Source organism: Acidobacteriota bacterium (assembly GCA_022562055.1).
Classification (GTDB): domain Bacteria; phylum Actinomycetota; class Acidimicrobiia; order Spongiisociales; family UBA5794; genus BMS3BBIN02.
In genome coordinates this window covers 1-25,373 of record JADFQA010000014.1, presented here as the reverse complement: position 1 = coordinate 25,373, position 25,373 = coordinate 1, and the positions used below count along the sequence as shown (strand labels likewise).

Genomic DNA, 25,373 nt, shown 5'->3' with positions numbered 1-25,373 from the left:
GCGTTAGTACCGGTAGTGGTCGGGTTTGTACGGTCCGTCGATCGGGATCTGGAGGTATTCGGATTGTTCCTTGGAGAGTTCGGTGAGTTCGACACCGAGCGAGTCAAGATGGAATCGAGCGACGAGTTCGTCGAGATGCTTCGGCAAGACTGTGACGCCAACTTCATAACTATCGGTGTTTTGGAACAACTCGATCTGGGCGAGCACCTGGTTGGAGAAACTGCACGACATGACGAAGCTTGGGTGGCCGGTTGCGTTGCCGAGATTCATCAAGCGACCTTCGGAGAGCAGGATTATCGAGTGACCGTCGTCGAAGATGAACTCATCGACCTGCGGCTTGATGTTACGTCGCGTAACTGAGGGGTGGTTCATGAGTTCCTCGACCTGGATCTCATTGTCGAAATGTCCAATGTTCGCTACGATTGCACGGTGTTTCATTTTTGCCATGTCCTCAAGGGTGATGATGCCCTTGTTCCCGGTTGCGGTTATGAAAATATCCACCTCATCCACGACGGAATCGAGAAGTACGACACCAAAGCCGTCCATAGAGGCTTGCAACGCGCAAATGGGGTCGATCTCAGTGACGACTATTCGCGCGCCCTGCCCATGTAGAGCTTTAACCACTCCCTTGCCGACATCGCCGTAACCCAGCACCAGGGCGAGCTTGCCGGCGATCATCACATCGGTAGCTCGGTTGAGGCCATCAACGACCGAGTGGCGCACGCCGTAAATATTGTCGAACTTCGATTTCGTGACAGAATCATTGACGTTGATTGCCGGGAAAGGGAGTTGCCCGTTTTCGGCCAACTGATAGAGGCGGTGCACGCCCGTCGTGGTCTCCTCGGTGACACCTTTGATTGCTGCTGTCTTGGAACTCCAGAACGCACCATCTTGTTCTGCAACACGAGTCAGCATCCCAAGCAGGGCGATCTCGTCGGGAGATTCGGCCGTGTCGGCAGCGGCCAAACCATCTGCCTCGTACCGTTGGCCAAGGATGGCTGCCATGGTCGCATCCCCGCCGTCGTCGAGGATCAAGTTAGGGATGACACCCTCTGACCAGCGAAACGTCTGCTCAATGCACCACCAGTACTCGTCGAGTGTTTCGCCTTTCCAGGCGAACACGGGTATTCCTTGCGGATGTTCTGACGTGCCGTTGCTTCCAACGGCGATGGCCGCCGCGGCGTGATCCTGTGTGGAAAATATATTGCACGATGCCCATCGGATATCCGCACCGAGTTCGGCGAGGGTTTCTATGAGAACCGCTGTTTGGATCGTCATATGAAGGGAGCCGACGATAAGCGCTCCAGCCAGCGGTTTGTCGGGACCGTATTGTTCCCGTATCGCCATCAGCCCCGGCATCTCGGTTTCGGCCAGCTCGATCTCCATGCGACCGAAGTCGGCGAGGGAGATGTCGGCCACCTTAAAGTCTGAAAACATTCTCACTCCTGGGGCGGTGTGTACACCACTCGTCTGTGGATTTGTCTGAAGACGGACCATACTAATTTAGTATTTCCCATCACCAAGCAGTGCATGTTTAGTGGTGGTCAATCCTGATTGTGGAGGAATGGAATGAAGAGGACATTTATTAGCCTCATTGCAGTGCTCGCGCTGGTGGGTGCTGCCTGTGGGAGTTCGGACGACGCGACCTCGGGTGATGCCGGCGACAACGTCGCTTGCGGCGTCGAGGACCTAGCCCTGAAGAGTGCAGGCACTCTTACGGTCGCCACCGGCGAGCCGGTGTTCCCACCGTGGATGGAAGACGACGACCCCAGCAATGGTAAGGGATTTGAGAGCGCCATTGTGTATGCACTCGCAACCGAAATGGGGATCTCGAACGTCGAATGGGTCCGCACCGATTTTGACTCGGCCATCGCTGGTGGCGAAAAAGACTACGACTTCAATATTCAGCAGTATTCCATAACCGCTGAGCGCGATGAGATTGTCGATTTTTCTCGTCCGTATTACAGCGCAAAACAAGCGCTTGTTGCGTTCAGCGCGGGCATCGTTCCAGCGAACGCGACCATTGCTGACTTGAAGGGCCTTCGTTTTGGCGCCGCGATCGGCACGACGAGTCTCGGTTACATCGACGATGTGATCAAACCGACGACAGCTGCTGCTGTGTACGACGACAATGTTGACGCCAAGTCGGCGCTTGAGGCTGGTCAGATTGATGTGCTGGTATTCGATCTGCCGTCGGCGTACTACATCACTGCGGTCGAAATCGAGGGCTCAGAGATCGTCGGAATTCTGCCGGGTCTTGATAATGCGCCTGAGGAGCTGGGTCTCCTGTTTGAGGAGGGGTCTGATCTTGTTGCTTGTGTTAACAAGGCTCTCGACGCCCTCGATGCGAATGGAACTCTCGGCAAGATTGAGACACAGTGGCTCAACCAGGCTGGCGACATCACTGTCATTAAGCCCTAACCGTCAGGGATGACCGATACGAACACTCGTGAACCGGCAGAAGTCTCTAAGACTTCTGCCGGCTCGCGGTTCGTTTCGCGTAAGAAACCGGGCCGGTTCAGCGGTCTTTTAGGCCAATCTGGATCGCGGGGGGCGCTTGTCGCTTTCGGGTCGACGGTGCTTTTCGTGGTGTTGACCGTCGTGGTCGTAGTCAATTCGGATGCCTGGCCGAAGGTCCAAAACCAGTTCTTGAATTGGGAACACTTCAAATTGTCCTTCCCCGACATCGTGGGTGCGTTTTGGCTGGACATGCGAATGTTCGTGATCGCCGAGGTGCTCATCCTCAGCTTTGCACTACTGGTCGCGGTCCTCAGAGTTTTTCGGGGACCAGCCTTTACGCCGCTGCGGGTATTGTCGATCGTGTACATCGACCTGTTTCGCGGTGTCCCACTCATACTTGTGTTGTTCCTCTTGGGCTTCGGGATTCCAGCACTTGATTTGCCGGGCGTGCCGAACGGCGCAATGTTCTGGGGTGTCACCGCCCTCGTGCTCAGCTATTCGGCGTACACAGCAGAGGTGTATCGGTCCGGGCTTGAGAGCGTCCACGAATCGCAACGAGCCGCAGCCAGGGCGTTGGGTCTGGGCCAGTGGCAGGCATTGCGGTTCGCGATTCTGCCTCAGGCCATCCGAAACGTCGTTCCTGCGCTGCTCAACGGGCTGGTCAGTCTTCAGAAGGATGTTGCACTCATCTCCGTCCTTGGTGTGCGCGAGGCCGTTCGACAAGCCGAGATCTACAAGGCCAGGACCTTCAACTACACCAGTCTGCTTGTTGCTGCGTTGTTGTTCTTGATCGTCAGCGTTCCGGTGGCGCGTTTCGCTGATTGGTACACCGCTCGCGATCGCCGGGCGCGCACGAAGGGTCTGCAATGAGCGATCGCGTCAGACTCGACAACGTGCATAAGTCCTTTGGCGATAAAAAGGTGCTGGAGGGGATCAATCTTTCCGTGGCCAACCATGACGTTGTCTGCCTCATCGGCTCATCCGGGTCGGGAAAATCGACGATCCTGCGCTGTATCAACTTGCTCGAACGTATCGACGCCGGAGCGATCTATCTTGACGGTGAACTTGTTACCCGACCTGAAACCGATCCCAACCTGGTGCGCCAGTACGTAGGCATCGTATTCCAGAGTTACAACCTGTTCCCCCACATGCGGGTCCTCGACAACATCACATTGAGTCCTCGACGCGTCCACGGCAAGAGTAAGGAAGAGGCTGAGGAACACGCCGTTGAACTGCTGAAGCGCTTCGGTCTTTCTGACAAGGCTCTCGAGTACCCCGATCGCTTGTCCGGTGGCCAGCAGCAGCGGGTCGCGGTCGTTCGCGCACTCGCCACCGAACCCGAAGTCTTGTTGCTCGACGAAATAACGGCAGCACTCGACCCCGAACTCGTCGGTGAGGTGCTTGGCATTGTGCGTGACCTCATAACCGACGGCATGACTCTCATATTCGCCACGCACGAAATGGGGTTCGCCAGAGACGTTGCAACCCGTGTGTGTTTTCTCGACGGTGGCACGATCATCGAGGAGGGTCCGCCGGCGCAGTTCTTTTCAGACCCGAAAATGCCGCGGACGCAACAGTTTCTCCGCCGCGTCACTGACGCAGGCCGTCTTTAGTCCTTCCGATCGAATACAGGAGTCCAGTTGAACCCCGATGCACTCTCTCCATTGACGAGCGTCACATTGCTCGACGGTGGCATGGGGACCACGCTCAAGGAAGCCGGGGTGGTGCTTCCACCGACGATCTGGTCCGCTGCTGCATTGCTTGATGCTCCCGATGTCGTACGTGCGTGCCATGTGTCATTCATCGAAGCTGGAGCAGATGTCATCAGCTCCAACACGTACGCGACCGTGCCCAACCTGCTCGCGCTTGAAGATTTGGGGGACCGCGTAGAGGATTTGGTCAAGACCGCAATGAAGCTCGCGGAAGAAGCGCGCGATACCGCTGGTGACGTTCGTATTGCGGGATCTCTTGCGCCGCTCGGTCACTCGTACCGACCCGATCTCGTCGGACCCGACGATGAAAATCTATTCTCCTATCGGCGCATTGTCGAAGCAATGGGCGACGTCCCCGACTTGTTTCTATGCGAAACCATGTCAAGTGTGCGGGAGGCGACAGCAGCGGTCACCGCAGCGACTGAAACCGGGCGAGAAACGTGGGTCGCGTTTGTTCTCAGCGGTGACCGATCCGGCGCACTCTTGAGCGGAGAGCCTGCGTCCGAAGCCGTAAGCGCGATGAAGGACCTCGGTGTTGACACGGTGCTGTTCAACTGTTCAGAGCCGGAAGCTATCACCGCCGCGATCCGGTCCGTTGCAAGCCTCCCGGTAGCGACAGGTGGATATCCGAACATGCTCGAGCCCGTCCCTGAGGATTGGTCGTTCGAAGCGCCGTCACCGCGCGGCAAGCGCCGCGACCTGACGACCGAGCGCATCGTGGACATCGTATTCGGGTGGGTCGACGAGGGCGCGACACACATCGGGGGCTGCTGCGGTGTTGGACCCACCGTCATTGCGGCGATGGCTGACCGACTGGCTGCGGGACTCGCCGAGCAGTGATCTCGTTACCGTTGCTACCAGTCGACAATCCAGCGTTTTAGTAGCTCCGGGCTCCGTACATCGGCGTCTTGCGGGCGTCCCCACAGCGCAAGCACCAGCGCGCTCGCCGATCCGACAACATCGGCATTCGTGAGCGCCGGGCCGTTGGTGATCTCGCCGGTGTTCGCTTCAAGTGTCCACGAACTCTCAGGCGTGGAAAGCACGATGTCTCTGTCGGGAATAGGTGCATCGCGGAACTCACGAAGAAAAGGTAGGAAGAGTCCGAACTCGTCCATAAACGCTTCCGCCAGGATCTCGTCAATGTCGTTTGCTCGACCGGTGACGTGCTCAAGATCGAAGCGGTGGATCGCGGTTTCGTGCGCCTGACGCCTCCGCCACGAACCGGCAACGTTGTCTCCAGTGACGTTCCAGACCGGTGTAGATGGCGAAGTGGCTGCAAGCATTTCGCGGAGTCTCTGGTTGGCGTTGCGATACCACTCACGGAGAGACTCCGACTCCTGCGGGCTGTGCGATGACGGTCGCAGCGCTTCGGAGGACTTCTGTCGTAACAGCTCAGCGACCCAAATGTGTTTTGATCCCAAATGGAGGATGAGATCTCGAACAGTCCAATCGGGGCACGTTGGCACGGCCGCGTTTTCCGATACCCTGTCTAGGGCTGCATCTATCAGCCGCCCATCGTTTTCTAAGGACGTGATGAACGGATCCTGCATGCTATTTCTTGGTGGCACAGACGCGAACAATCGGCACGGTCGTGATCGGTATGAGTTTGCGAATCTCGGCGATCATCGAGGCGAGGATGTGTGGTCTCTGATAGGGGTCGCTGGCCGCGGGCAACGTCAGATACCGTCGCTTGATCGCCATAACTTGTTTCCCGAGCTGAACAGTATCTGAGTCGCCGGCGGCGACGGCAGCTTGCAGCCCGATTGGGAACGTGAACGGTTCGATCACCTCGACGCTTGTGATGTCGAACCCGGCGCGAATAAACGAATTGACCAACATGGGAATTTTCAAGCCAAAACCAGTCCGCCCGAACGGACCTTCGCGGGGTGGCAAGTCGAGGTAACGAATCAGTTCGATAAGACCCGCTGTTTCCTGGGCTACACCGCGGGTGAAACCGTTTGAGTCGTCGATGAGGGGCGCAACGTCGGCACCAACCGCTGCGAGGTGGTCAGCTACGTGCGAGTGGTCGCCCTCAAATCGGGGTAGTGAGAAATGGGCGTGGGTGGTAACGACAATTGAGCCGTCGTCACGAAGCACCGTGTGCATCTGCTCGAGGATGGCATCGACGTCAACAGCGTCTTGTTCGACAGTCGGGAATTGGATCACCATGCGGGCAAGGATCACGTCAGCCGACGAAGTGCCGAGTTCGCGGGATATGTGCGTCGCCCCGACACCGGGTTGCCAACGAACGCGTTGTGGGAGAGCAGCGGGTCGCGGGGCGTGTGGTTCAGGTGCGGTTGCGAGCAGACTTCGCGGCCCGAGCGTTGCGGCGTAGGACGAGAGGTCTCCTAGGCCCGCGGAGTAATCGACTACATCTCGACCGGTGACGATTCCTTGTGGAAGGAAGTTCTCGCGCTGGTAGTAGACAAACGACCGCATCGTGGCCCAACCACGGACGTGTTCCCAGACATGGGACGGATCGTTTGCTGTCATGTGTGCAGGTTAGGCCTAGACCCCAGTTGGTGGCTCCGAGGTGGATCATCACCGTGTATCTGAAGCGTAACCCCTAGTGGGCAAAAAGCTCGGACCCGGAGGAAACGTTTTGCGGTTCTCCGGGTCCGAGCAGTTGTTTGGTTGTGTAACTGCTAAGCCGAAGTGCGTCCCGGGCCCTGCAGAGGACAGAGGAAGAACGCGTCGCCCTCGTTCATTACACCGTCACCGGTTACGTCGACCCACCAGCGGCCACCTACGTAACCCTGATCACCAGGTCCAAACTCGGTGAGGAGAGTGCCGTCAGGACCATCCTCAGGAAAGAGTTGTTGGAAGTTGCCCGGCATCGGCAGGTCCGTCAGAACGACCGAGTCATAGAACAGGCCTTGGCTTTCAACGTACACGACGGGGCGTAAAAGATCCCCGTTTCCATCGCGTGGGGACTTGCTTGCAAACGCAGGAACGGCCATGGCAACGACCATGACTCCGACTGCGAGAAGTGACAGAATTCGGCGCATTTTGTGTCTCCTTTGGACGCCTTGACTTACACTTTCGAGCGTATCGAAACCGCCGAGAATGACCAGCAAATAAGCCGTGAACAGATAATGAACAATGCCTGAACACGGGTAGGCGGCGTGTAACGGCGTGTTACAGGGCAGCCCGGTCGGTCACTTCGACGATGCGTTCCCAGGCTGAAACGACGTTTGACTCTGTGGTGTTCGTCCCCCCAATAGACATCCGCAATACGATCTGGTCGTTGAGCCTGGTGTGGGTGAGGTACATCTCACCGTCATTGTTGAGGGTGTCCATGATGTGTTGGTTGATGTCGTCTCCACCGGTGTGACGAAAACACACGAGGTTAAGCGGGAGTGGGGCGGAGAGTTCGAAGTCGGGATGCATCACAATGCGGTCGGCGAACGATCGCGCCCATGCAACATGCTCACGAATGTGGTGCTGGATTCCTTCGACACCGTAGTGACGGATGACGAACCACAGCTTGAGTGCCCGAAACCGGCGACCAAGGGGGATCTGCCAGTCGCGGTAGTCAATGACGGCTCCCGACTCTGTGGCTTCGTTACGGAGATACTCCGGGAGCACAGTCAGAGAATTGATGAGATCCCCGCGGTCCTTCACGTAGAAGGCTGTGCAGTCGAAGTTAGTGAACATCCATTTGTGCGGGTTGAAACAGTACGAGTCTGCGAGTTCGACACCATTCATGAGATGACGGAACTCGGGGCACACCATTGCGGTTCCGGACATTGCGGCGTCGACGTGGAACCAAAGACCTTCTCGGTTCGCGATCTCGCCGATAGATGAAAGCGAGTCCATTGCGTTCGACGACGTTGTGCCGAGTGTGCCCGTGACCATGATCGGAGTGAGACCAGCGGCCCTGTCTGCAGCGATTTGTTTTGCCAGGTGTTCAGTATCCATTGCGTGGTCAGCATCGACGCTGATAGTGCGTAGCTGTGCGTCTCCCAGGCCCGCGACACGGACCCCCTTTTCGAGTGACGAGTGGGTGTGTTCCGACACATACACCACGAGGTTCCCCATGGTGCCTATACGGTTCGATGTTTGGTTGGTTGCCCGCTCTCTGGCTGCGATCAACGCAGTGAGTGCCGCTGACGACGCCGAGTCCTGGATGACTCCGCCACCTTTGCCGGTCGAGAGAAATCCCTGCGGTAGTCCCATCATGTCGACAAGCCAATCGAGCACCCGCGTTTCGACTTCGGTGCAAGCTGGGCTGGTTGCCCAGAGCATTCCTTGGACACCGAGACCGGCGGACAACAGCTCGCCCAGGATCGATGGTCCCGATACATTTGCTTGAAAGTAAGCGAAGAAATTTGGCGACTGCCAGTGAGTGATGCCCGGCATGATGATGCGGTCGACGTCGTCCATGATGTCGTCAAACGACTCCCCGTGTTGTGGGGCCGCGTCGGGGAGCTGTGATCCGACCCATCCTGGTTCGACCCTGCTGAGAACCGGGTAGTCACCCGCCGAGTCCATGTAGTCGGCGATCCAATCGACCATACGTTTCCCGTGACGACGAAATTCATCAGATGTCATGTGATACGACGGTGGCACTGTGTCTCCTGACCGGCCCGGACCGCATTCTACGATCCGACATCTACGGCTTGTTCGTGTGGATCTCTGGCGCCCCGGTTCTGGGTCAGTCCTCGCCCGGGAATTCTGCGAGCACGACGAAGTGTCCGGAGGCGGTGCGAACCCCGAGTTCTCTCGCCCCGTAGAACGTGGTTCGTTCCTCCATGACGATGTCAGTATCTGTCAACCGCGAGCGGGCAACATCAAGGTCTTTCACCTTGATGAACAGCATCGACAGACCCCGCAACGCTTTTCCCCCAACGTCACCGACATCGGCGTCGAGACTGGCGAAGGACTGCAGCATTACCTCGACTGTGCCTCTCTGAAGAATCGCGAATCCCATGACACCCTCATGGTGGACAACGGTTGTGACGTCGAACCCAAGCCGATCTCTCCACAGGGGTAGCTCGGATTCGATACTCGCCACTGCGAGAACGCTGGTGATTTGGTTCATGGGGTGACTCGTTTCATGACGCTACGCCTTTCACGCTCCAATAGTCGCACACTGGTACGACAAACCGAGTTTGTACCGACGCGCTACGCACTGCCGCCGCTTTGTGGATCTGCGGCTGGTCCACAACGCTTGTGGCGGTCAACTCTTGACAATATATTGTAACTCAATATATAGTTGACGTAGTTAAAGAACGCGGAGCCAAGTCATGAGCTATTCGTTGGGGGTGTGGCAAGCAATGCTGGCAACGGTGTATGTGGCAGACAAAGTACAGCTCGGAGAGTTCGACTTTGTCCCCACGAGCCGTCTTGCAAAGGACCTCGATATCCCGGCACCCAGCTTGGCGAGGTTGCTGCGGAGTTTGCACAAAGCCGGGGTCATTGAAACTCGTGAGGGGGCCCGCGGCGGAGTCCGACTTGCGGTACCACCGGACGAGGTGACTCTGTTGGCGGTTGTCGATGCGATCGAAAGGGATCTGCCTCTGTTTCGCACGGATTCTGCCCCGCGAGTCAAAGGTACGACGCCGACACGGCGTCAAGCCGCCCTCCGTCGGGCCTTGGGCGACGCAGAGCGGGTCATGCGCTTGAGCCTGGAGGAGGTTACGATCGCCGGCATTTCGAAGAGCTAAACCGCAATTCGGACCGTCCATCGCGACGGTCATCTCAAATGCCAAAACTACATCAACATAAGCTCTAGATAAGCTATTTGGAGTCGCTATGACTGGCTTGAAACGTACGCTATTTGTAATCGGAGCCGTGCAACTTGTGCTCGGCCTCGTGTTCCTTGTTCCAGGCCTATTCGCCGCGATGGTCGGGTTCAGTGATGCCCCCGAATGGACCAATTGGCTGTTCGCCATGTTTAGCGCCCGGGCTCTTGGCTTTTCATATGGGATGTTCTTCGCTGCTCGCAACCCGGAGCCCCACATGACATGGATACGGGCGATGATCGGTGTCCAGGCCATCGACTGGGTAGCTACCGTGGTTTATCTGTTCGCCGGAGCAGTCACGATTGCGCAGGTGACGACGGCCGCGTTTTTGCCGGTGGTGTTTGTCACAATCCTTGGCCGGTATGTCTCCGGTCCGGCATCCGACAAGATGTCTTCGTCCGATGCCGCGACGGTCGATGCCTGATGGCATTTTCCCCACTAGTTCGAGCTGTGGACGAACCCTGGTACGAAGCCTTTTTGGATCCAGTGCTTGATCAGTTTGCCGGCCTGCCACAGAGGTCACGGGTCTTGGACATCGGAACCGGACCCGGGCGGCCAAGAAGCTGGACCGAGTCCAGACTTCGTTAATCCTCTCGCACGAAGGCGAGCCTCTTCCGTTCGCCGAAGATTCGTTTGACGCCGCGTGTCTGTGTTCGGTGTTGTTCCTGCTCGACGACCCCGGACCACTCGTTGACGAAGCGCTTCGGGTTCTCAAACCCGATAATGAGCTTGTGGTGCTGACACCCACGGGTGTTGGCGATCCGTCCGCAGCGGTTGCGACGCTTCCGACTGGGTCGAACGGCCGTCTCCGTAACGCCATGGTGCACGTGTGGTAGCGGGCAACCGCAAGTCGAGGCTTGAAGTGGACCTCTGATCGGTGGCTCGAACGGTATGCGGCGAGCCGTAAACATCTCTACACGAAGTCGCTGGTATTCCACGGACTAGCGACGCTCGAGACAATCCAAACGTAGCGTTGTCGCGCTAACGCGTTCGAAGCGCGACAACGAGGGCTGTGGCCCGGATTTGAGGCGGTCTGGACCAGGTCATTTCGCTCCTTGACATTCGAGCGGGTCGAACGGTTACGGTCTTGGTATGACATCAGGCAACGACAGACCATGACATCGAAAGACTCCCAGGTGCTTCGTAAAACACGGGTCCGGTTTGCCGCAAATGCTCTAGGTGTCATGGTCGTCGGGATAGCTGGATACGTGGGTTTTGTGGCGTTTGCCGGCTCCGACCGAGATACCGGCGTCGGCGTCGTTGCTCTGGGCGCCGTCACGGGGTTTGCGGCCTTCTTCTCGCCGTGTTCGTTCCCGCTGCTCCTGACGTTTCTCACCAGGAAGTCGACCGAGTCGCGGGGCGCTGCGGTCCTCAGCGCTCTTCGCGTCGGTATAGGCGCCGCGGCGCTCCTTGGCGTGGTCGCCGCTGTTGTTGCAGGTGGGGGCACCGCCTTAACGTCGGTCGTTGCGTTCGACAGCGTCACAGGGCGAGTCTTTAGGTTCGCCGTCGGTGCAACGCTTGTTGCCTTCGGGCTTCGCCAGGCCCGGCTGGTCAGATTTCGGATGCCGTGGCTCGATAGTGTTGCGCGATCGGCGGGGAAAACCTTCGCCCCATCGCGTGTCAAGAGCGCAGCTCAGGGCGACGTCCTCTATGGGTTCGGGTACCTGCTGGCGGGGTTTGGCTGAACCGGGCCGCTGCTTGCCGGTCTGGCAGCTCAATCCCTCACGGTCGGTGCTACCCAAGCAACGGTCGGCTTTGGCACTGCCGCAGTGGTGTTTGTGACGCTGCTCGTCGGCAGCTCAGTGGCGGTGTCGTTCCTAAACGCCGAGGTACTGCGGACGGTGCGCTCCACCGGCTCAACCGTGAAACGATCAAGCGGGTACATCTTGATCATCGTCGGTAGCTGGTTCGTCGTACTCGCAGCACTCCGCAGCCCAATAATCGGCAGCTAGTCGGGTCCGAGGCCGGAAGGATTCTAAAGGGTGGACCTAGCCGTTGGTGAGGATCCCGCACACGGCGGTCGGGAGGACTCGCAGTCTGCGCCGAACCTTTGGTATGGAGAATCCGGAGGATTCCTCCAAGGAACCCCCTGGCGCCGCCGAGCGCCGAAGGGGTTCCCAACGCCTCCTGAGGCGTAGCCGTGGGCCCACCTGGATTTGAACCAGGGACCTCATCCTTATCAGGGATGCGCTCTAACCAAGCTGAGCCATGGGCCCAAAGGAAGCGTGAGCATACCATTTCCCGAATCCACGCGGAAGGTGGAAAGGTCGACCTGTTTGCGGGTGCGATCGGAGTTCGTGGGGTGGGGAGTAGAATCATCTAACCCTCGGGGACGTAGCTCAGCCTGGCAGAGCACCTGATTTGCATTCAGGGGGTCGTCGGTTCGAATCCGATCGTCTCCACTCGTAGGGACAGACGAGCAACACCTAAGAAAACGGTGAGTTCGCTGGCCAGACGCCGACGTAGCCATGGCTATCGTCCGTACGAGGGCGCCACCATTGTTGCGCAACGAAAGTGAGCTCACATGATTGACGCAGTCATCGTTGACGCCGTCCGCACACCTGGTGGGAGGCGCGGAGGCCAGTTCAAGGATTGGCACCCTGTCGATCTACTCGCCGAGGTACTGAAATCTTTGAGCGAACGCAACCAACTCGATACAGCGCTTATTGACGACGTCATTGTTGGGTGTGTTTCACAGCTTGGGGAGCAGGGTCTGAACATCGGCCGGAACGCCGTACTTGCCGCCGATTTCCCGGAGACTGTTCCCGCCACAACGGTAGATCGGCAGTGCGGTTCTAGCCAGCAGGCTGCCCATTTTGCTGCACAAGGTGTGATTGCCGGTGCTTATGACATCGTGATCGCTGCTGGCGTCGAGTCGATGACAAGGGTGCCCATGGGTTCGAACATGGATGGCCCGGGCAAACCCTTCGGCCCAATGATGCTGCGACGCTACGACGACGGAATCGTACCGCAAGGTATCTCTGCAGAACTCATCGCAGACAAGTGGAAAATCTCTCGAGAAGAGATTGACGCGATAGCGAACGAATCGCACGTGCGGGCGAATCGGGCCACCGAAGAAGGCCGGTTTGAGAATGAGATCGTTCCGATCCGAGTCGCCAAGGACGACGGATCAATCGAGATGGCCGGTCGAGATGAGGGCATCCGTCCAACAACCACACTTGAGGGACTCGCTGGCCTTCCTGCAGTTTTCAAGGAAGGTGGAGTTGTCACCGCCGGCAACTCGTCGCAGATCTGTGACGGAGCTTCCGCGGTGCTGATCATGTCTGCAGAGAAAGCCAAGTGTCTAGGTCTCAAGGCACGTGCCCGCTTCCACACGTTCGCTCTCGCGGGAACCGACCCGATCACGATGCTGACCGGCCCAATTCCCGCGACTAGGAAGGTTCTAGAAAAAGCAGAGATGACGATCGACGACATCGATCTGTTCGAAGTGAACGAAGCCTTTGCCACGGTCGTCGCTGCATGGCAGCGCGAAACCGGGGCTGACTTGAAAAAGACGAATGTGAATGGAGGGGCGATCGCTCTCGGCCACCCATTGGGTGCCTCGGGGACCAAGCTTATGACCACCCTGCTGAACGAGTTGGAGCGGACAGGAGGTCGTTATGGTCTGCAGACCATGTGCGAGGGTGGCGGTCTGGCCAACGCCACGATCATCGAACGTCTGGACTGACGCCATATGCTAAAGCTCGCTTTTGCCGGCGTTCTTGCGGCCGTGATCTTTCGGACAATCGCGTGGGTTGTCAGAATGCTGGCGATTCCGGTGCCGCCAGAGCCCGATCCGGAGGATGTGGGCGAGGTTGACCAGCTCTACAAATGCGCCGTGTGCGGTCTGCGTCTGACGGTAACGCATGCACAATCCGACGATATCGAAGCCCCTCGCCACTGCCGTGAAGACATGGATCCCGCGTGGGAGCCGAGCCAAGAGTCCTAAACGCGGTCGGCGACCGACGGCTTCGACCACGAGGCGCTTCCAACGGAAAACGGAGTCGATATTTCCACACCATGGGGACAATTGCGTGGATAACTACGTACATGTAGTTCCCCGCCCATCGAGTCGCAGTGCTAGATACGCGCACCCGGCACGCTGTTTGCGCCGACCCGTTCCTCTGGCAAAGTCTGCTCTCAGGAAGTTAGGCACGGGAGCATTGCAGCGAACAGTGCGTTGTTCCCGGTATCGGTGTTTTCTCCAGCGAGCGACTGCACAAGCATGTCTTCTATGACCTCGTCCGTGAAGGCATCGGAAATACAGTCCACCTGGGCCTGAGTCATCTCAGCGCCGGTCAGCATGGTTCCGATCATGATGTCTTTTAACGGTACGCAGTCAAGAAACAGGGGAGCCATTTGTTTGGCCTCGGCGAGGGACAGCGCAAACTCGTCACCTGCGGTGGCGTTCTCAATGTTTTCGAGCGCGCTGATTCCGAACGCATCGACGAACGTTTCGGCTGCACATGTTGCCTGTTCGCTGGTGACCGACACTCCGCTATCTACGTCATCGAAGCTGTCTTTTAAGCTGATCGCAAACTTCGCCGCGGCGGCCTTCTCATCGGCGCTCAGTGCGCCGCCGAGCCCTCCTCCGGTGTCAGCCGGTGCTGCCGTTTCGGCCGGTGAGGAGATGTCGGCCGGTGAGGAGATGTCAGTCTGTGTTCCGTTGTCGTTGCTCCCGCCGCATGCGGCGACGATCATCAACATTGCCACAACCAGCGCCATCGAGGTTTTCATGTCGCGAACTCTCCCGCTGCGATTTCGCCACAGTGTAATTCGTCTGACGCGTACGCAGATGTCCGTGTGTGCGAAAAACCAATGAGCACATCGGCTTTGTCTTCGAACCAGTCTCCCAGATCGGCTGAGGAATCAGGTGTTTTCACTGCGTACCACCAAATTGCGCGAAACGCTATCGATAGTCCATGGTCATTGCGAACCCAGCACCGATGCCGGCAAGACCGCCCAGGAGAAGCGTGTTTTTGGGAGTTCCCGGGAACACGGCCATGTAGTTGATGACTATCACCAGAATGCCGACACCCATGAGGGCGAACATTGTGGCGACGTACCACGTCGGCGAAGGACCTTTCGTCTTGCCGGGGTCCTTTGTCGGTGGTGGGGCAGGACGTTTGTTGGCGCTCTTGCGCCCTTTCGATACAGGCATAGCTTCATAGAGTAGCAATCGCTGCCGATAGTGCTCAATGACCGTCAGTTCGCTGTCGATTTCATCGCCGGGGTGCCATGTATTCGGACAATGTGTCTAGGGTTCGTTTCGGTTGTCTTTGCTCGCGAGGAGCACCCATGCAGACTGAAACAATCGAGAGTGCGCAGGCAGAACAACCAATTGCATTCCAATCTGACGGAGTAGACGATTTGCCCGGTGGGCGTCGACGGATGGTGGCGCGGATTGTGCGTAGTGTCGGTTGGGTTTCGATAAACCTCGGGTTGTTTCTCATTGGCTTCGTGGTCCATGCGGTGTTCATCACGACTTTCTTTGCAGAAAGGAACCAGGTGGCGCTCGCCGAGGAACGGGTCGCCAATTTTGACAGTGCTGTGATTGAGGAGGTCGAGTGGACTCCGCTGGTATCGGGGGCCGATCTCAGTGCGCCGATCTCTGAAGGCGTAGACGTCTCTGGTTCGGACACTCTCATCGACTCTGGCGACGGCGTTCCTTTGATCATCGAAAGGGAATTGCCACCCGCCAAGGGTGAGGCATTTGCGTTGATTCGGATTCCGAGCATCGAGTCTCTGGCGCAGGGATGGAACGTTGTCGAAGGTACATCGGTTGCCGACCTCAGGAACGGCGCAGGGCACATGGCGGGTACCCCGCTTCCTGGTCAGCCCGGCAACGCCGTGATAAGCGGGCACCGCACAACCTACGGTGCTCCCTTCCGCGATTTAGATCTGCTTGAGATCGGCGACATCATCGAGGTAGAGACCGCCCTCGGTGTTCACACATATATGGTCAGGGAAACGCTCATTGTCGCCCCGACGGACGTATGGGTTACTGACAACAGAACGGGAGCGTGGTTGACGCTCACGACGTGCAATCCAAGGTTCTCCTCTCGTGAGAGACTGATCATCTTTGCCGAGCTGATTTCGGGCCCGAACGCGGAAGTTATTCTGGGGTCACTGTGATCTTCAAACGCGCCTACCGAGCGCTCCCCGGACCGAAACCGTTACGGATACTGCTGGCTACCGTCGCGATGGTTGTCTTTCTGCTGCTACTTAACATTGTGTACGACTGGATGGGAAACACGTTCCTCGACACCGGCGGAGTGATCAATTGAGGGTCCTGGTCATCGACAACTACGACTCGTTCACTTTCAACCTGGTCCAGTATCTAGGTGAACTTGGCGCCGATCCTCATGTTGTCCGCAACGACGCCCTGTCGCCTGAGGATGCTGAAGATCTTGAGATTGATAGCCTCTTGATCTCGCCCGGCCCGGGCGTACCCCAAGATGCCGGCTACTCGGTCGCGTATGTGCAGCACTTCGCAGGGAAGGTGCCGATCCTCGGTGTCTGCCTCGGGCACCAGGCAATCGCCGTCGCGTTCGGTGGTTCGATTGGATTGGCTCCTGAGCCGCGCCACGGCAAGACCTCCGAGATAACTCATGACGGCAAAGGGGTGTTCGCAGACCTGCCCAGCCCCTTTACAGCGACCAGATACCACTCCCTGTCGAGCAAAGAACTCCCCGACGTTCTTGAAGTAAGCGCCCGTTCTGAGGACGGCGTTATACAGGCGATCCGCCACACCGACCTACCTATCAGCGGTGTGCAGTTCCACCCAGAGTCGATCTTGACGACGCAGGGGAAACCTCTACTGGCGAACTTCTTGAGGTTTTCCCAACAGAGTTCCTGAAGAGATTCCCGAGCCGCCGTGATGCTTGCACCTGTAGGGGCGAACATCTGTTGACGGACTCAAGAGTCGCGCAGGCGTACCACGCCGCCCGCCGATTCGACGAGCTGATCTTCAACCAGGGAGGAGATCGCATCGACGACGCGGGGTGTTGGAAACCGCGTAGTCGACACGAGTTCGTGCGTGGATTGAGGGGTTTTCCTCACGAGCGCTCTTATGACAGCCCCGCGTACCTGTCTTTTGGAATCTTCGAACTTGGTTTGGCGGGGCACCTCGAGAATCAGCCCGGGTCCCGCACACCAAGCGGCGACAGGGCATTCGCCGCATGAAGGGTCGTGGCTTCGGCATACGAGCGCTCCAAGGTCCATCATCGCCTGATTCCAATCGGCGGCTGGGGCTACGAGGCTGCGGTCCGCTGCCAGCTTGAGCGCTTCGCCCGTGAGCGGCTCCCCATGCCATCGGCTCAAAATACGTCGTAGGTTGGTATCAGTTGTTGCCACATGTGCACCCATTGCAAATGCCGCTATCGCGCTTGCGGTATACGCACCGACTCCCGGCAGTTCTTGCAGTCCAGTGACAGACGTAGGCCAGCCGTCAGCGGCGATAATTCTGGCGCACTCAAGCAGACGCTTGCACCTGTTGTTGTAGCCCAGCCCGTTCCACAGTTTCAGGACGTCCGCAAGAGACGCGTTAGCCAGATCCTCGATGGTTGGGTACGCCGCGACCCACGCCTCGAAATATGAAATCACTCGATCCACCCGAGTCTGCTGCAGCATGAACTCGGAAACGAGAACGTGGTAGCGGCTCCCGGTGTCACGCCACGGAAGCGTTCGTTTAGAAGTCGCATACCAGTCGAGCAAAGCGGCGGCTCGCTCGTGCTCCACCGTGCTCACGACTACGGGGGAGCGGTTGTCGTCGTAGATGTCGTGGTCGGAGGTGTAGTTGTTGTGGTTGTCGTGGTTGCGGGAAGGACTCCGATCCACACACCGATTGTAGAGCCATCGTTGACGAGGTCTCCCGGTGCCGGAATCTGATCAGCGATGACTCCGACGAGACCAGAATCGGCGGCAACCTCAAGATCGCCGAGAACCTCGATGGAGAGGCCTATCGCAGCGAGTTCGGCCTGTGCGGTTGCAACGGTCTTCCCGCCAAGGTTCGGCATGGTCACTTGCTTAAGCAGACCTAGTTTCAAAGTAATCGTGTCGCCTGCGCGCGACTCGGTGCCCTCATCGATGGACTGTGCAGCAATGAGGCCATCGAGGCCCGACGCCGCGGACACTTCGATTGCGGAGGTGTCGAGAATCATCGTCAATCCCCGCAGGTTGGCGAGATCCTGTGCCCCTTGCACGGTAAGGCCCGTGAAATCCGGCATCGCAAACGGTTCAGGACCGAGGGAAAGAACGATGACTACCGGCTGCTTCCGGTCGTGGAGGTTGTTGGCGCCTGGTACTGATCGAATGACGAGGTCTTCGTCTACCTCAAGACTGAATTCGGTCTCGATCTCGACGCTGGAGAACCCCACACGGTCGAGAGCGAGACGGGCGGACTCTTCAGTCATGTTCAAAAGATTTGGGATGATTACCGCAAACGGTCCACCCGACACGACCAGATTGATAACGGTTCCAGCAGGCTGGTCGCTTGCCGGAAGAGGACTTTGGCGAAGCACGGTCCCTTCGTCGGCGTTGGAGTTCTCATCAATCGTTATCTCTCCGACAATGAACCCACTTGCGAGGATCGATGCTGTGGCGCTGTCGATGTCTTGGTTGACGAGGCTCGGTACCTTACTGGTCTCCTCGCCGGTCGAGATAGAGACGTCGACCAGGGTTCCCGCCAAAACTAGTTCTCCCGCGGGAGGATCGGTCTTGACCACAAATCCAGCTGGCACGTCAAGCGAAGACACGAACGTGCGCCGGACCTTGAGATCGAGATCCTGGAGGGCGCGAAAGGCGTCGCTTTCTGCCTGTCCTGCGAGGGCCGGGATCGTGATGTCTGCTGCGACAACATCGGGCTGAGACAGGACCTTCGTCAATAGGAAGAGACCGAGAGCCAGCACCGCGACAAGACCCACAACCATAAGAATGTAGTTGAGGTGTGATTCAGTCTCTTCTACCGGGACGTACGAGACGTGACGACCTACTTCGTCGGGTGTCGCCGTCGGTGGTGGCGGCTGACTCGAGGCGTACGCGCTGTGCATGACTTGTGTTGCGGCATCGGGCTGCACAATTGGGGCTTGGGGCTCATATCCGACCGGGATAAGAGGCGGAGGTGTTGTGCCAGGCGCAGCGATCGGTGCCTCACCGCGTAAGAAACGCAGGAGGTCGTTGCGGATCTCGATCGCTGTTTGGTAGCGAACCGCGGGATCTTTCTCAAGGGCTTTTTCGATGATCGTTTCGAGCGCGGCTGGGACGTCCGGATTGATGCCCGACGGAGGTGGCGCGAGTTCGGATACGTGCTGATAGGCGACGGCAACGGGGCTTTCACCGCTGAACGGGGGTTGCCCGGTAACCAGTTCGTACAGGACAACGCCGAGTGAGTAGATGTCAGACCGTTCGTCCGCGGGCAGGCCTTGCGCCTGCTCGGGTGAGAAATATGTCGCGGTCCCGATAACTGCGCCCGTCTTTGTGAGTTCTTCCGAGTCGTCGAGAGCTCGCGCAATGCCGAAATCTGTGACCTTCACCGACCCGTCCGGTGTGAGAAGAATGTTGCCAGACTTGACGTCTCGGTGGAAGACACCAGCTTCATGTGCAACGGTCAATGCAGCAGCCGTCTCTGCGGCGATTTCGGCCGCCCGCCGCGGGAGGAACTCGCCCTCCGAGCGGAGAATGTCTCGCAGCGTTCGTCCGTCAATGAGTTCCATCACTATGAAGTAAGTGTCCCCCTCCTCACCCCAGTCGTAAATGGCGACGATGTTTGGGTGGGTCAGGTTCGCAGCGTTCTGGGCTTCTTTGCGGAACCGCTTCACAAATGCTTCATCCCTGGCGAACTGCGGGTGCAGCATCTTCACCGCGACTCGACGGTTAAGAAGCTGGTCTGCTGCTTCCCACACGTCAGCCATACCCCCGCGGGCGATGTGTCGAATGAGCCTATATCGGTCTGAGAGAATGCGTATTTCTGTCACGGCCCGTAGATGCTACCCCTGTTCTACGCAAACACGGCGTCTCGCTACTTGGGAACGCCAAAGAATGTGGCGAGCAGCTGTTGTGCGATCGGCGCAGCCAAAGACCCACCGGTCGCGCTCTCTCCTATGTCCCCACCCGACTCCACGATCACGACTATCGCGATCTGTGCTTCGCCCGGTTCTGGGGCCACTGGACCGAAGCCGACGAACCACGCGTGAGGAGGACCGCCGGGGACTTCGGCGGTGCCGGTCTTGCCGGCGATCCGCACATTTGCTACTGCCGCTCGGCGGGCGGTTCCGGAGGTGACGACGCGTTCCATAAGCGTTGTTACGGTTTCGGCGGTGGCACGACCCACCGCCTTTCGCCACACCGCGGGTTGCGTTCGCTCGACCACAGTTGCTTCGGCGGTGAACACTTCGTCGACGATGTAGGGGACCATGATGTCGCCACCGTTGGCAATTGCCGCCGCGACAAGGACCATTTGGAGGGGTGTCGCCTGAACATCTTTCTGACCGATTGCTGTTTGTGCCAGACCTGGCAGATCGAATGTAAATGTGTTTGCGGCAGGGATGACTGAGCCCAGTGTGGGGAAGTCGGCGGGCATTTCGTCGTTAAAGCCGAATTTCTCGGCCTGACTGACCAAAACGTCCGAGCCGACGTCCATGCCGAGCTGTGCGAAAATGGTGTTGCATGACCGGATGAACGCGTTTTCAAGGCTAACCGTGTCTCCGGCGGTGCACGTCTTGCCGGAAAAGTTGTGGATCACCGCGGTGGAGCCCGGAAGGTCGAGGGCGACCGGATCGTCGAAAAGAGTCAGTGGGTTGGCGTTACCGTTTTCAAGCGCTGCGGCGATAGTGATGATCTTGAATATGGACCCGGGGGCATACGATTCGCTTGTGGTGCGGTTTAGTAGCGGAAGCGCTGGGTCGCTATCGAGAGCCTGTCCTGCGTCGCCGGCTCGAGGCCCGATGAGGCTGTTGGGATCAAAACTGGGTGTCGACACCATTGCAAGGATGGCTCCGGTGGCCGGATCAATAGCGATCACTGCTCCACGCTGATCTCCAAGAGCGGTGGCCGCAACAAGCTGTAGCTGGTGATCGATGGTGAGCCGCAGGCCTTTTGGTCGTAGATCGCTGCCGAAGAGGGCAGCTAATAGCCCCGATATTGTCGCGTCCCTGGTGGAGACAAGGTCGGTGCTTCGAGATGATTCAAGACCGGTCGTCCCAAACAGCAGAGAGTCGTACCCGACTATGTGGGCGTACAAAACACCGCGTGGGTATGAGCGTTGGAATACGCTCGGGTCGTTAGCGTCTTGGATGGACTCGGCAACGACCTCCCCATCTCGTGTGATGATCGTCCCCCGCTCTCTTCCGAGACGGGAGGCCGCAACGCGGAGGTTCCTGGGGTCGTCGCGGTACCCAGGGCCTGCAATGAGCTGATGGTATGTTGTGGCCCCAATGAGCAGCGAGAATGCCACAAACATGATCAGGGCTAGATGACGAATCGGTGGGTTCATACACTGCGTCCGGTATGCGAGATTCGGGCGAGCAGTGCAATCAGGACCATGTTCGCCACAAGGCTCGATCCTCCATAGGACATGAATGGCAACGTGATACCGGTGACCGGGAACAGGCGCAGGACGCCGGCGAGAATCAACAGAGTCTGGACACCGATGACGATCGTTAGCGCTGCGGCCAAGAACTTTCTGAACACGTCTCTCGTGCGCAACGCGATGCCAAATCCGGCTGCAACCAACAAGGCGAACGCCGCAATTACCGCGACTGAGCCAGCGAAACCCATTTCCTCAGCAACGGCGGCGAAGATGAAGTCGGTTGATGCAGCCGGAATCAGATCCGGCCGGCCAAGACCGATACCTGACCCCGTAAGGCTTCCACTGCCCATGGCGAAGAGGCTCTGGGCTATCTGGTACCCGCTGTCCGCATAGTCGCCGAAGGGGTTTAACCACGCGGAAACTCTGCGTTGTACGTGGTCAAACGCCTGGTAGGCAACACCACCTCCTATCACGACCAGGATTCCTCCGACGGCGAGGTATGACCGGCGCCCTGTTGCTATGTAGGTCATCCCCACGAACAAGGCGAAGAGCAGCAGCGACGCTCCAAGGTCCCTTTGGTAGACCAATACGATGAATGCGACGCCACCGGCGATCAGGATTGGTCCGAAATGCCGTAGCGGTGGGAAGCCGAGGCCGAACACCCGACGTGTGTGTCGCGACATGGAAATGTGGTTCTCCGCGAGGTACGAGGCCAGGAAGACGGCGAGGAACAATTTCGCCACTTCGCCCGGCTGGAAGCTAAATCCTTGGAACCGTACCCACAGACGGGATCCATTGATCTCGGCCCCGTGCAGCGGGAGGGAATCCGGCAGAAGCGGCAGGAGGAGAAGCAGGATTCCGCCGGTGAGGAACAGGTACCGATACCGTCGGAGCCTTGCCACCCCTTCGTCCCTTAGTAGGAACAGGACAAGAGATGCCACCGCTCCGGCTACCAAGAATGACCACCGTTGGATTGCCGCCAGACCGGCGTCTAGCCGATAGATCTCGGTGAATCCGAGCGCGGCGAGGATTGCGGCCAACGGGAGGAGGTACGGTGTCGCGGCTGGAGCCCATCGTCGCAGCGCCAGGCTGACAGACCCGAAAGACACGATCCACACAATAAAGCTGAGGGCAACCTGTGCATCGAAGCCTCGACCGATCGTGAAGTTCACCATCGCGACACCGAGAGACACAAGAAGAGCTGCCCCGATCAGAAGCGACGCCTCGGCGTTGCGGTTCATTGGGCGGCGGCGACGACAACCACGGTGGTGTTGTCAACACCCCCGGCCTTATTTGCTGCTTCGACGAGACCCCATGAAGCATCTGTCACGGTTTGGGCATCGTCCAATATTGTTTCGATACCGCCGCGGGTGACCATGTCGGTGAGCCCATCAGAGCAGATCAATACACGATCGTCAGGCTCGAGGTGAAGTGTTATCCGATCCGCGACGATTCCCGGCATGCCAAGGACCCGCGTGATGATGTTCCTGCGAGGATGGTGCATGGCCTCGGTTGGGTTGAGCTTGCCGGCGCGCACCAATTCGCCAACAAAGGAGTGATCTTCGGTCACCTGGCTGAGTTTTCCTGAACGGAATAGGTACAGCCGTGAGTCTCCTACGTGGCCAACGTCGACATGCCCATCGGGGTGGAACATCGCGAGGGTGAGCGTTGTGCCCATGCCCCTACGCGCCACATCTTCGGCCTCGGCCTGGATCACTGCTTCGTTCGCAAACTGCACGCGCTCGCCGGGATCGGGCTGGTCTTGCGGCGAGGGTGCGATTGCGGCGGCGAGTGCAACTCGCGAAGCAACGTCGCCAGCAGCCGCGCCACCCATCCCGTCCGCTACTGCGGCGATCAGAATTCCGTCAGTGGTCCCGTCGTCCTTCGGCGCGACGGCATCCTGGTTGTTCTCTCGAACAAACCCGACATGTGTTGCGCTTGACCACGTGTACTTCATCTGACCTCGAAGATTGTTTTACCAATCTGGACAGTATCGCCTTTTCGCAGCGACGTTGGAACGGTCACCCGGCGTCCGTTCACGTACGTACCGTTCGTTGATCCTAGGTCAGTGAGAAGGACCTTGTTTTGGTGCTGTCCGATACGAACGTGGAACTCGGATGCGTAGGTGTCATCAATGACGAGGTCGGCTTCGTCGCTGCGTCCTATGACTATTCCCGCACCGATGCGAATCGTCTGTCCGGCCATTGTCTCAGAGCGGATCACCGTGAGCTCGTCCGCTGCTTTCGTCTTTCTGGATCTTTGTCCGGGGCCCACGTGGGCACCGATCGAACGGGCGATCTGCCAGATGAACAGATAGACGAGAGCGAGGAAAATGAGTTTGAGTATGCTGAGGAAAAGAGCGGGCATGCGGCAACCGTGTTGTCGGAGAGGCTCAGTGTATCGGGCGTCCACGCTACGCGGGTCTTGCGATCCTCGTTTGCAGGGCGGTGGTTCCGTTCTGTCTGGCTAGCGTCCCTAGACTCGTTTCAGTGTGAAGCGGTGAGTTCCTAGTGAAATGTAGTCGTCCGCCCGGATGAGAATCGGTGAGGACGTGACGTCGACATCGTTCACACGGGTTCCGTTCGAAGAGGATAGGTCCACTATCCAGGTGTCTTGGCCTTTTTGGAAGATGACGCAGTGGTTGCGTGAGATGTCAGCATTTGGGATCTGGATATCGCAGTCCGTGCCCCGACCGATAAGCGATCTGATGTGCTGAACCGGGTACGCTCGGTCTGCGTTTGAACTGATGAGGGTGCCCCACGGATCGTTCTCGCCGACGATAATTCGTGACTCACAGCGGATCTTCCTCTTGGACATTTCAGGGTCGCTGCTGATCGTTATGGCCACCGGGCCGTCGAGGCGCCAACCTTCCACTACGGCAAGCGCAGTGAGTGATTGCGCAAGGTCTGTTGTAAGCGAAGAATTGGCTAGCGCGGTCAGATTTTCAGGGTGGAGGTACAGAGCAAAGGCGTTTGGAATCGTCGGCCCCACGAGGCCGTCGAACATCTCGAGGTCGGCCGTTCGGAGTAGCTTGTTCTCAATGTCGAGAGGACCTGTCTTACCCCCGAACAGACCTGCAGATGCGCCTTCGATGAGACGTTCCAGGCGCGATTCGATGTGACGTGCGAAGCTCATGTGGTCCCGAGTGTACGCCCGACGGAAACGTGTTCATCGGGTGACTAGCCAGTTTTGCACTCAGACGAATATGCACAGCCACAGAGAGTAGTCATATTTACACTTGTAGTGGCCTTTGATAGGCTTTCGCACCTACGTAGCAATTCAAACCACCACTGGGGATTTCATGAAACTTCTACTTCTTGGCGCCGGCGGATTTCTCGGCTCTCACATCGTTGAGCACATGATCGAACGCGGTGATCATCAGATCATCGGCGCCGATATCAGTGATGCGAAGCTTGCGGGGATCGAAGGTGACAACTTCGAATTCATCAAGGCTGACCTGATGGGGAATACCGAAACGGTAGAAGGACTCATCAAACGTGCCGACGTGGTTGTCGACCTCATTTCGATGCCAAACCCGTCTCTCTATGTAAGCGACCCACTGCTCATTTTCAACATTACCTTCCGCCGCAACCTCGAGGTTGTGGACCTGTGTGTGAAGCATAAGAAGCGTCTCATCCAGTATTCGACCTCGGAAATCTACGGCCGCCCGCAGGGGAACACGTACCAGGAGGACACCACCCCGCTCGTGATGGGTCCTGTGACGAATCAACGTTGGATTTACGCCACGTCGAAGCAGATGATTGAGCGGGTGATCCATGCCTACTCGTTGCGCGGCGACCTCGATTACTCCATCATCCGGCCGTTCAACGCCATCGGGCCGCGCCTCGACTACCTTGTCGAAGGTGGAGCGATGGGCGGTCCCCGTGTCGTTGCCCATTTCGTCTCGGCGCTTCTTGAGGCAGGTCC

At 58.1% G+C, this 25,373-nt stretch carries 30 protein-coding genes and 2 tRNA genes; 16 read left to right on the top strand and 16 right to left on the bottom strand.

Annotation, left to right across the window (positions count from 1 at the left end; genetic code table 11):
- Positions 1–3 precede the first annotated feature (3 nt).
- On the bottom strand, positions 4–1,437 hold the full coding sequence (locus IIC71_06490; GenBank protein ID MCH7668833.1) for an adenosylhomocysteinase: 1,434 nt from the start codon (positions 1,435–1,437) through the stop codon (positions 4–6).
- Positions 1,438–1,569: 132 nt separating this feature from the next.
- On the opposite strand from IIC71_06490, the gene IIC71_06485 reads away from it, so the two are divergent.
- From IIC71_06485 to IIC71_06470, 4 genes are read left to right on the top strand one after another with little or no spacing between them, the layout of a single operon-like run.
- On the top strand, positions 1,570–2,421 hold the full coding sequence (locus IIC71_06485; GenBank protein ID MCH7668832.1) for an amino acid ABC transporter substrate-binding protein: 852 nt from the start codon (positions 1,570–1,572) through the stop codon (positions 2,419–2,421).
- Positions 2,422–2,430: 9 nt separating this feature from the next.
- Positions 2,431–3,330: an amino acid ABC transporter permease gene (locus IIC71_06480; GenBank protein ID MCH7668831.1), complete on the top strand. Its 900-nt coding sequence runs from the start codon at positions 2,431–2,433 to the stop codon at positions 3,328–3,330.
- The gene (locus IIC71_06475) at positions 3,327–4,073 is read left to right on the top strand and encodes an amino acid ABC transporter ATP-binding protein (GenBank protein ID MCH7668830.1); all 747 of its coding nucleotides are present in this window, start codon (positions 3,327–3,329) and stop codon (positions 4,071–4,073) included. The genes IIC71_06480 and IIC71_06475 overlap by 4 nt, the downstream gene beginning before the upstream one ends.
- 27 nt (positions 4,074–4,100) lie before the next feature.
- A complete protein-coding gene (locus IIC71_06470) occupies positions 4,101–5,012 on the top strand; it encodes a homocysteine S-methyltransferase family protein (GenBank protein ID MCH7668829.1) in 912 nt (303 codons plus the stop codon).
- 14 nt (positions 5,013–5,026) lie between these two features.
- On the opposite strand, the gene IIC71_06465 is transcribed toward IIC71_06470, so the two are convergent.
- The 5 genes from IIC71_06465 to IIC71_06445 all read right to left on the bottom strand — a co-directional run bounded on the left by IIC71_06465 (position 5,027) and on the right by IIC71_06445 (position 9,216).
- Positions 5,027–5,722: a maleylpyruvate isomerase family mycothiol-dependent enzyme gene (locus tag IIC71_06465; GenBank protein ID MCH7668828.1), complete on the bottom strand. Its 696-nt coding sequence runs from the start codon at positions 5,720–5,722 to the stop codon at positions 5,027–5,029.
- Between the two features lies 1 nt (position 5,723).
- Positions 5,724–6,665 (bottom strand): hypothetical protein, encoded by a 942-nt coding sequence (locus IIC71_06460; protein ID MCH7668827.1) that lies wholly within the window; start codon positions 6,663–6,665, stop codon positions 5,724–5,726.
- A 152-nt stretch (positions 6,666–6,817) separates the two neighbouring features.
- Complete coding sequence (locus IIC71_06455; protein ID MCH7668826.1) at positions 6,818–7,180, bottom strand: hypothetical protein; 363 nt, start codon at positions 7,178–7,180, stop codon at positions 6,818–6,820.
- Positions 7,181–7,310: 130 nt separating this feature from the next.
- Positions 7,311–8,726 (bottom strand): aspartate aminotransferase family protein, encoded by a 1,416-nt coding sequence (locus tag IIC71_06450; GenBank protein MCH7668825.1) that lies wholly within the window; start codon positions 8,724–8,726, stop codon positions 7,311–7,313.
- Between the two features lie 103 nt (positions 8,727–8,829).
- Positions 8,830–9,216: a hypothetical protein gene (locus IIC71_06445; protein ID MCH7668824.1), complete on the bottom strand. Its 387-nt coding sequence runs from the start codon at positions 9,214–9,216 to the stop codon at positions 8,830–8,832.
- Between the two features lie 205 nt (positions 9,217–9,421).
- On the opposite strand from IIC71_06445, the gene IIC71_06440 reads away from it, so the two are divergent.
- The 5 genes from IIC71_06440 to IIC71_06420 all read left to right on the top strand — a co-directional run bounded on the left by IIC71_06440 (position 9,422) and on the right by IIC71_06420 (position 11,871).
- On the top strand, positions 9,422–9,841 hold the full coding sequence (locus IIC71_06440) for an Rrf2 family transcriptional regulator (protein ID MCH7668823.1): 420 nt from the start codon (positions 9,422–9,424) through the stop codon (positions 9,839–9,841).
- An 88-nt stretch (positions 9,842–9,929) separates the two neighbouring features.
- A complete protein-coding gene (locus IIC71_06435; GenBank protein MCH7668822.1) occupies positions 9,930–10,343 on the top strand; it encodes a hypothetical protein in 414 nt (137 codons plus the stop codon).
- A 139-nt stretch (positions 10,344–10,482) separates the two neighbouring features.
- A complete protein-coding gene (locus IIC71_06430) occupies positions 10,483–10,755 on the top strand; it encodes a methyltransferase domain-containing protein (GenBank protein MCH7668821.1) in 273 nt (90 codons plus the stop codon).
- A gap of 279 nt (positions 10,756–11,034) precedes the next feature.
- Positions 11,035–11,604, top strand: coding sequence for a hypothetical protein (locus tag IIC71_06425; protein ID MCH7668820.1), 570 nt, complete (start codon positions 11,035–11,037; stop codon positions 11,602–11,604).
- Positions 11,605–11,688: 84 nt separating this feature from the next.
- Entirely contained in the window at positions 11,689–11,871 is a 183-nt protein-coding gene (locus IIC71_06420; GenBank protein MCH7668819.1) for a hypothetical protein, read from the top strand.
- Positions 11,872–12,060: 189 nt separating this feature from the next.
- On the opposite strand, the gene IIC71_06415 is transcribed toward IIC71_06420, so the two are convergent.
- A tRNA-Ile gene (locus tag IIC71_06415) sits at positions 12,061–12,135 on the bottom strand.
- 112 nt (positions 12,136–12,247) lie between these two features.
- Between IIC71_06415 and IIC71_06410 the strand changes: the two genes are divergently transcribed.
- The 3 genes from IIC71_06410 to IIC71_06400 all read left to right on the top strand — a co-directional run bounded on the left by IIC71_06410 (position 12,248) and on the right by IIC71_06400 (position 13,868).
- A tRNA-Ala gene (locus IIC71_06410) sits at positions 12,248–12,321 on the top strand.
- 122 nt (positions 12,322–12,443) lie between these two features.
- A complete protein-coding gene (locus IIC71_06405) occupies positions 12,444–13,607 on the top strand; it encodes an acetyl-CoA C-acyltransferase (GenBank protein ID MCH7668818.1) in 1,164 nt (387 codons plus the stop codon).
- A 6-nt stretch (positions 13,608–13,613) separates the two neighbouring features.
- Entirely contained in the window at positions 13,614–13,868 is a 255-nt protein-coding gene (locus IIC71_06400) for a hypothetical protein (protein MCH7668817.1), read from the top strand.
- Between the two features lie 191 nt (positions 13,869–14,059).
- Here IIC71_06400 and IIC71_06395 read toward each other — a convergent pair whose 3' ends face one another.
- Both IIC71_06395 and IIC71_06390 read right to left on the bottom strand, forming a co-directional pair.
- A complete protein-coding gene (locus IIC71_06395) occupies positions 14,060–14,656 on the bottom strand; it encodes a hypothetical protein (GenBank protein ID MCH7668816.1) in 597 nt (198 codons plus the stop codon).
- A 172-nt stretch (positions 14,657–14,828) separates the two neighbouring features.
- Positions 14,829–15,080 carry a cell division protein CrgA gene (locus tag IIC71_06390; protein ID MCH7668815.1) on the bottom strand — a complete coding sequence of 84 codons (252 nt, stop codon included), beginning with the start codon at positions 15,078–15,080 and terminating at the stop codon, positions 14,829–14,831.
- 137 nt (positions 15,081–15,217) lie between these two features.
- Here IIC71_06390 and IIC71_06385 point away from each other — a divergent pair, with 137 nt between their 5' ends.
- From IIC71_06385 to IIC71_06375, 3 genes are read left to right on the top strand one after another with little or no spacing between them, the layout of a single operon-like run.
- Positions 15,218–16,054, top strand: a complete 837-nt coding sequence (locus tag IIC71_06385; GenBank protein MCH7668814.1) for a class E sortase — start codon at positions 15,218–15,220, stop codon at positions 16,052–16,054.
- Entirely contained in the window at positions 16,051–16,206 is a 156-nt protein-coding gene (locus tag IIC71_06380) for a hypothetical protein (GenBank protein MCH7668813.1), read from the top strand. The genes IIC71_06385 and IIC71_06380 overlap by 4 nt, the downstream gene beginning before the upstream one ends.
- Positions 16,203–16,778 (top strand): aminodeoxychorismate/anthranilate synthase component II, encoded by a 576-nt coding sequence (locus tag IIC71_06375; GenBank protein ID MCH7668812.1) that lies wholly within the window; start codon positions 16,203–16,205, stop codon positions 16,776–16,778. The genes IIC71_06380 and IIC71_06375 overlap by 4 nt, the downstream gene beginning before the upstream one ends.
- A 59-nt stretch (positions 16,779–16,837) precedes the next feature.
- Here the strand turns inward: IIC71_06375 and IIC71_06370 are convergent, their stop codons facing one another.
- The 7 genes from IIC71_06370 to IIC71_06340 all read right to left on the bottom strand — a co-directional run bounded on the left by IIC71_06370 (position 16,838) and on the right by IIC71_06340 (position 24,581).
- Positions 16,838–17,758, bottom strand: a complete 921-nt coding sequence (locus tag IIC71_06370; GenBank protein ID MCH7668811.1) for an A/G-specific adenine glycosylase — start codon at positions 17,756–17,758, stop codon at positions 16,838–16,840.
- The gene (gene pknB / locus IIC71_06365; GenBank protein MCH7668810.1) at positions 17,671–19,893 is read right to left on the bottom strand and encodes a Stk1 family PASTA domain-containing Ser/Thr kinase; all 2,223 of its coding nucleotides are present in this window, start codon (positions 19,891–19,893) and stop codon (positions 17,671–17,673) included. The genes IIC71_06370 and pknB overlap by 88 nt, the downstream gene beginning before the upstream one ends.
- A 44-nt stretch (positions 19,894–19,937) precedes the next feature.
- Positions 19,938–21,410: a penicillin-binding protein 2 gene (locus IIC71_06360; protein MCH7668809.1), complete on the bottom strand. Its 1,473-nt coding sequence runs from the start codon at positions 21,408–21,410 to the stop codon at positions 19,938–19,940.
- Complete coding sequence (locus IIC71_06355; GenBank protein MCH7668808.1) at positions 21,407–22,687, bottom strand: FtsW/RodA/SpoVE family cell cycle protein; 1,281 nt, start codon at positions 22,685–22,687, stop codon at positions 21,407–21,409. The genes IIC71_06360 and IIC71_06355 overlap by 4 nt, the downstream gene beginning before the upstream one ends.
- Positions 22,684–23,403 carry a serine/threonine-protein phosphatase gene (locus IIC71_06350; protein MCH7668807.1) on the bottom strand — a complete coding sequence of 240 codons (720 nt, stop codon included), beginning with the start codon at positions 23,401–23,403 and terminating at the stop codon, positions 22,684–22,686. Before IIC71_06350 ends, IIC71_06355 begins: the two co-directional genes overlap by 4 nt.
- Complete coding sequence (locus IIC71_06345; GenBank protein MCH7668806.1) at positions 23,400–23,813, bottom strand: FHA domain-containing protein; 414 nt, start codon at positions 23,811–23,813, stop codon at positions 23,400–23,402. Before IIC71_06345 ends, IIC71_06350 begins: the two co-directional genes overlap by 4 nt.
- 108 nt (positions 23,814–23,921) lie before the next feature.
- Positions 23,922–24,581, bottom strand: coding sequence for a DUF3662 domain-containing protein (locus IIC71_06340; GenBank protein ID MCH7668805.1), 660 nt, complete (start codon positions 24,579–24,581; stop codon positions 23,922–23,924).
- 166 nt (positions 24,582–24,747) lie between these two features.
- On the opposite strand from IIC71_06340, the gene IIC71_06335 reads away from it, so the two are divergent.
- Positions 24,748–25,373, top strand: a 626-nt coding sequence (locus IIC71_06335; protein MCH7668804.1) for an NAD-dependent epimerase/dehydratase family protein, incomplete at its 3' end; no start/stop codon positions are given.

Excerpts from the sequence above, each read along its gene's own strand:
- IIC71_06450 (MCH7668825.1), bottom strand. The coding sequence starts at position 8,726 with ATGACATCTGATGAATTTCGTCGTCACGGGAAACGTATGGTCGATTGG.
- IIC71_06405 (MCH7668818.1), top strand. The coding sequence starts at position 12,444 with ATGATTGACGCAGTCATCGTTGACGCCGTCCGCACACCTGGTGGGAGG.
- IIC71_06460 (MCH7668827.1), bottom strand. The coding sequence starts at position 6,665 with ATGACAGCAAACGATCCGTCCCATGTCTGGGAACACGTCCGTGGTTGG.
- IIC71_06475 (MCH7668830.1), top strand. The coding sequence starts at position 3,327 with ATGAGCGATCGCGTCAGACTCGACAACGTGCATAAGTCCTTTGGCGAT.
- IIC71_06425 (MCH7668820.1), top strand. The coding sequence starts at position 11,035 with ATGACATCGAAAGACTCCCAGGTGCTTCGTAAAACACGGGTCCGGTTT.
- IIC71_06350 (MCH7668807.1), bottom strand. The coding sequence starts at position 23,403 with ATGAAGTACACGTGGTCAAGCGCAACACATGTCGGGTTTGTTCGAGAG.
- IIC71_06455 (MCH7668826.1), bottom strand. The coding sequence starts at position 7,180 with ATGCGCCGAATTCTGTCACTTCTCGCAGTCGGAGTCATGGTCGTTGCC.
- IIC71_06480 (MCH7668831.1), top strand. The coding sequence starts at position 2,431 with ATGACCGATACGAACACTCGTGAACCGGCAGAAGTCTCTAAGACTTCT.
- IIC71_06340 (MCH7668805.1), bottom strand. The coding sequence starts at position 24,581 with ATGAGCTTCGCACGTCACATCGAATCGCGCCTGGAACGTCTCATCGAA.
- IIC71_06385 (MCH7668814.1), top strand. The coding sequence starts at position 15,218 with ATGCAGACTGAAACAATCGAGAGTGCGCAGGCAGAACAACCAATTGCA.
- IIC71_06465 (MCH7668828.1), bottom strand. The coding sequence starts at position 5,722 with ATGCAGGATCCGTTCATCACGTCCTTAGAAAACGATGGGCGGCTGATA.
- IIC71_06400 (MCH7668817.1), top strand. The coding sequence starts at position 13,614 with ATGCTAAAGCTCGCTTTTGCCGGCGTTCTTGCGGCCGTGATCTTTCGG.
- IIC71_06360 (MCH7668809.1), bottom strand. The coding sequence starts at position 21,410 with ATGAACCCACCGATTCGTCATCTAGCCCTGATCATGTTTGTGGCATTC.
- IIC71_06490 (MCH7668833.1), bottom strand. The coding sequence starts at position 1,437 with ATGTTTTCAGACTTTAAGGTGGCCGACATCTCCCTCGCCGACTTCGGT.
- IIC71_06440 (MCH7668823.1), top strand. The coding sequence starts at position 9,422 with ATGAGCTATTCGTTGGGGGTGTGGCAAGCAATGCTGGCAACGGTGTAT.
- IIC71_06435 (MCH7668822.1), top strand. The coding sequence starts at position 9,930 with ATGACTGGCTTGAAACGTACGCTATTTGTAATCGGAGCCGTGCAACTT.
- IIC71_06445 (MCH7668824.1), bottom strand. The coding sequence starts at position 9,216 with ATGAACCAAATCACCAGCGTTCTCGCAGTGGCGAGTATCGAATCCGAG.
- IIC71_06485 (MCH7668832.1), top strand. The coding sequence starts at position 1,570 with ATGAAGAGGACATTTATTAGCCTCATTGCAGTGCTCGCGCTGGTGGGT.
- IIC71_06395 (MCH7668816.1), bottom strand. The coding sequence starts at position 14,656 with ATGAAAACCTCGATGGCGCTGGTTGTGGCAATGTTGATGATCGTCGCC.
- IIC71_06390 (MCH7668815.1), bottom strand. The coding sequence starts at position 15,080 with ATGCCTGTATCGAAAGGGCGCAAGAGCGCCAACAAACGTCCTGCCCCA.
- IIC71_06345 (MCH7668806.1), bottom strand. The coding sequence starts at position 23,813 with ATGCCCGCTCTTTTCCTCAGCATACTCAAACTCATTTTCCTCGCTCTC.
- IIC71_06355 (MCH7668808.1), bottom strand. The coding sequence starts at position 22,687 with ATGAACCGCAACGCCGAGGCGTCGCTTCTGATCGGGGCAGCTCTTCTT.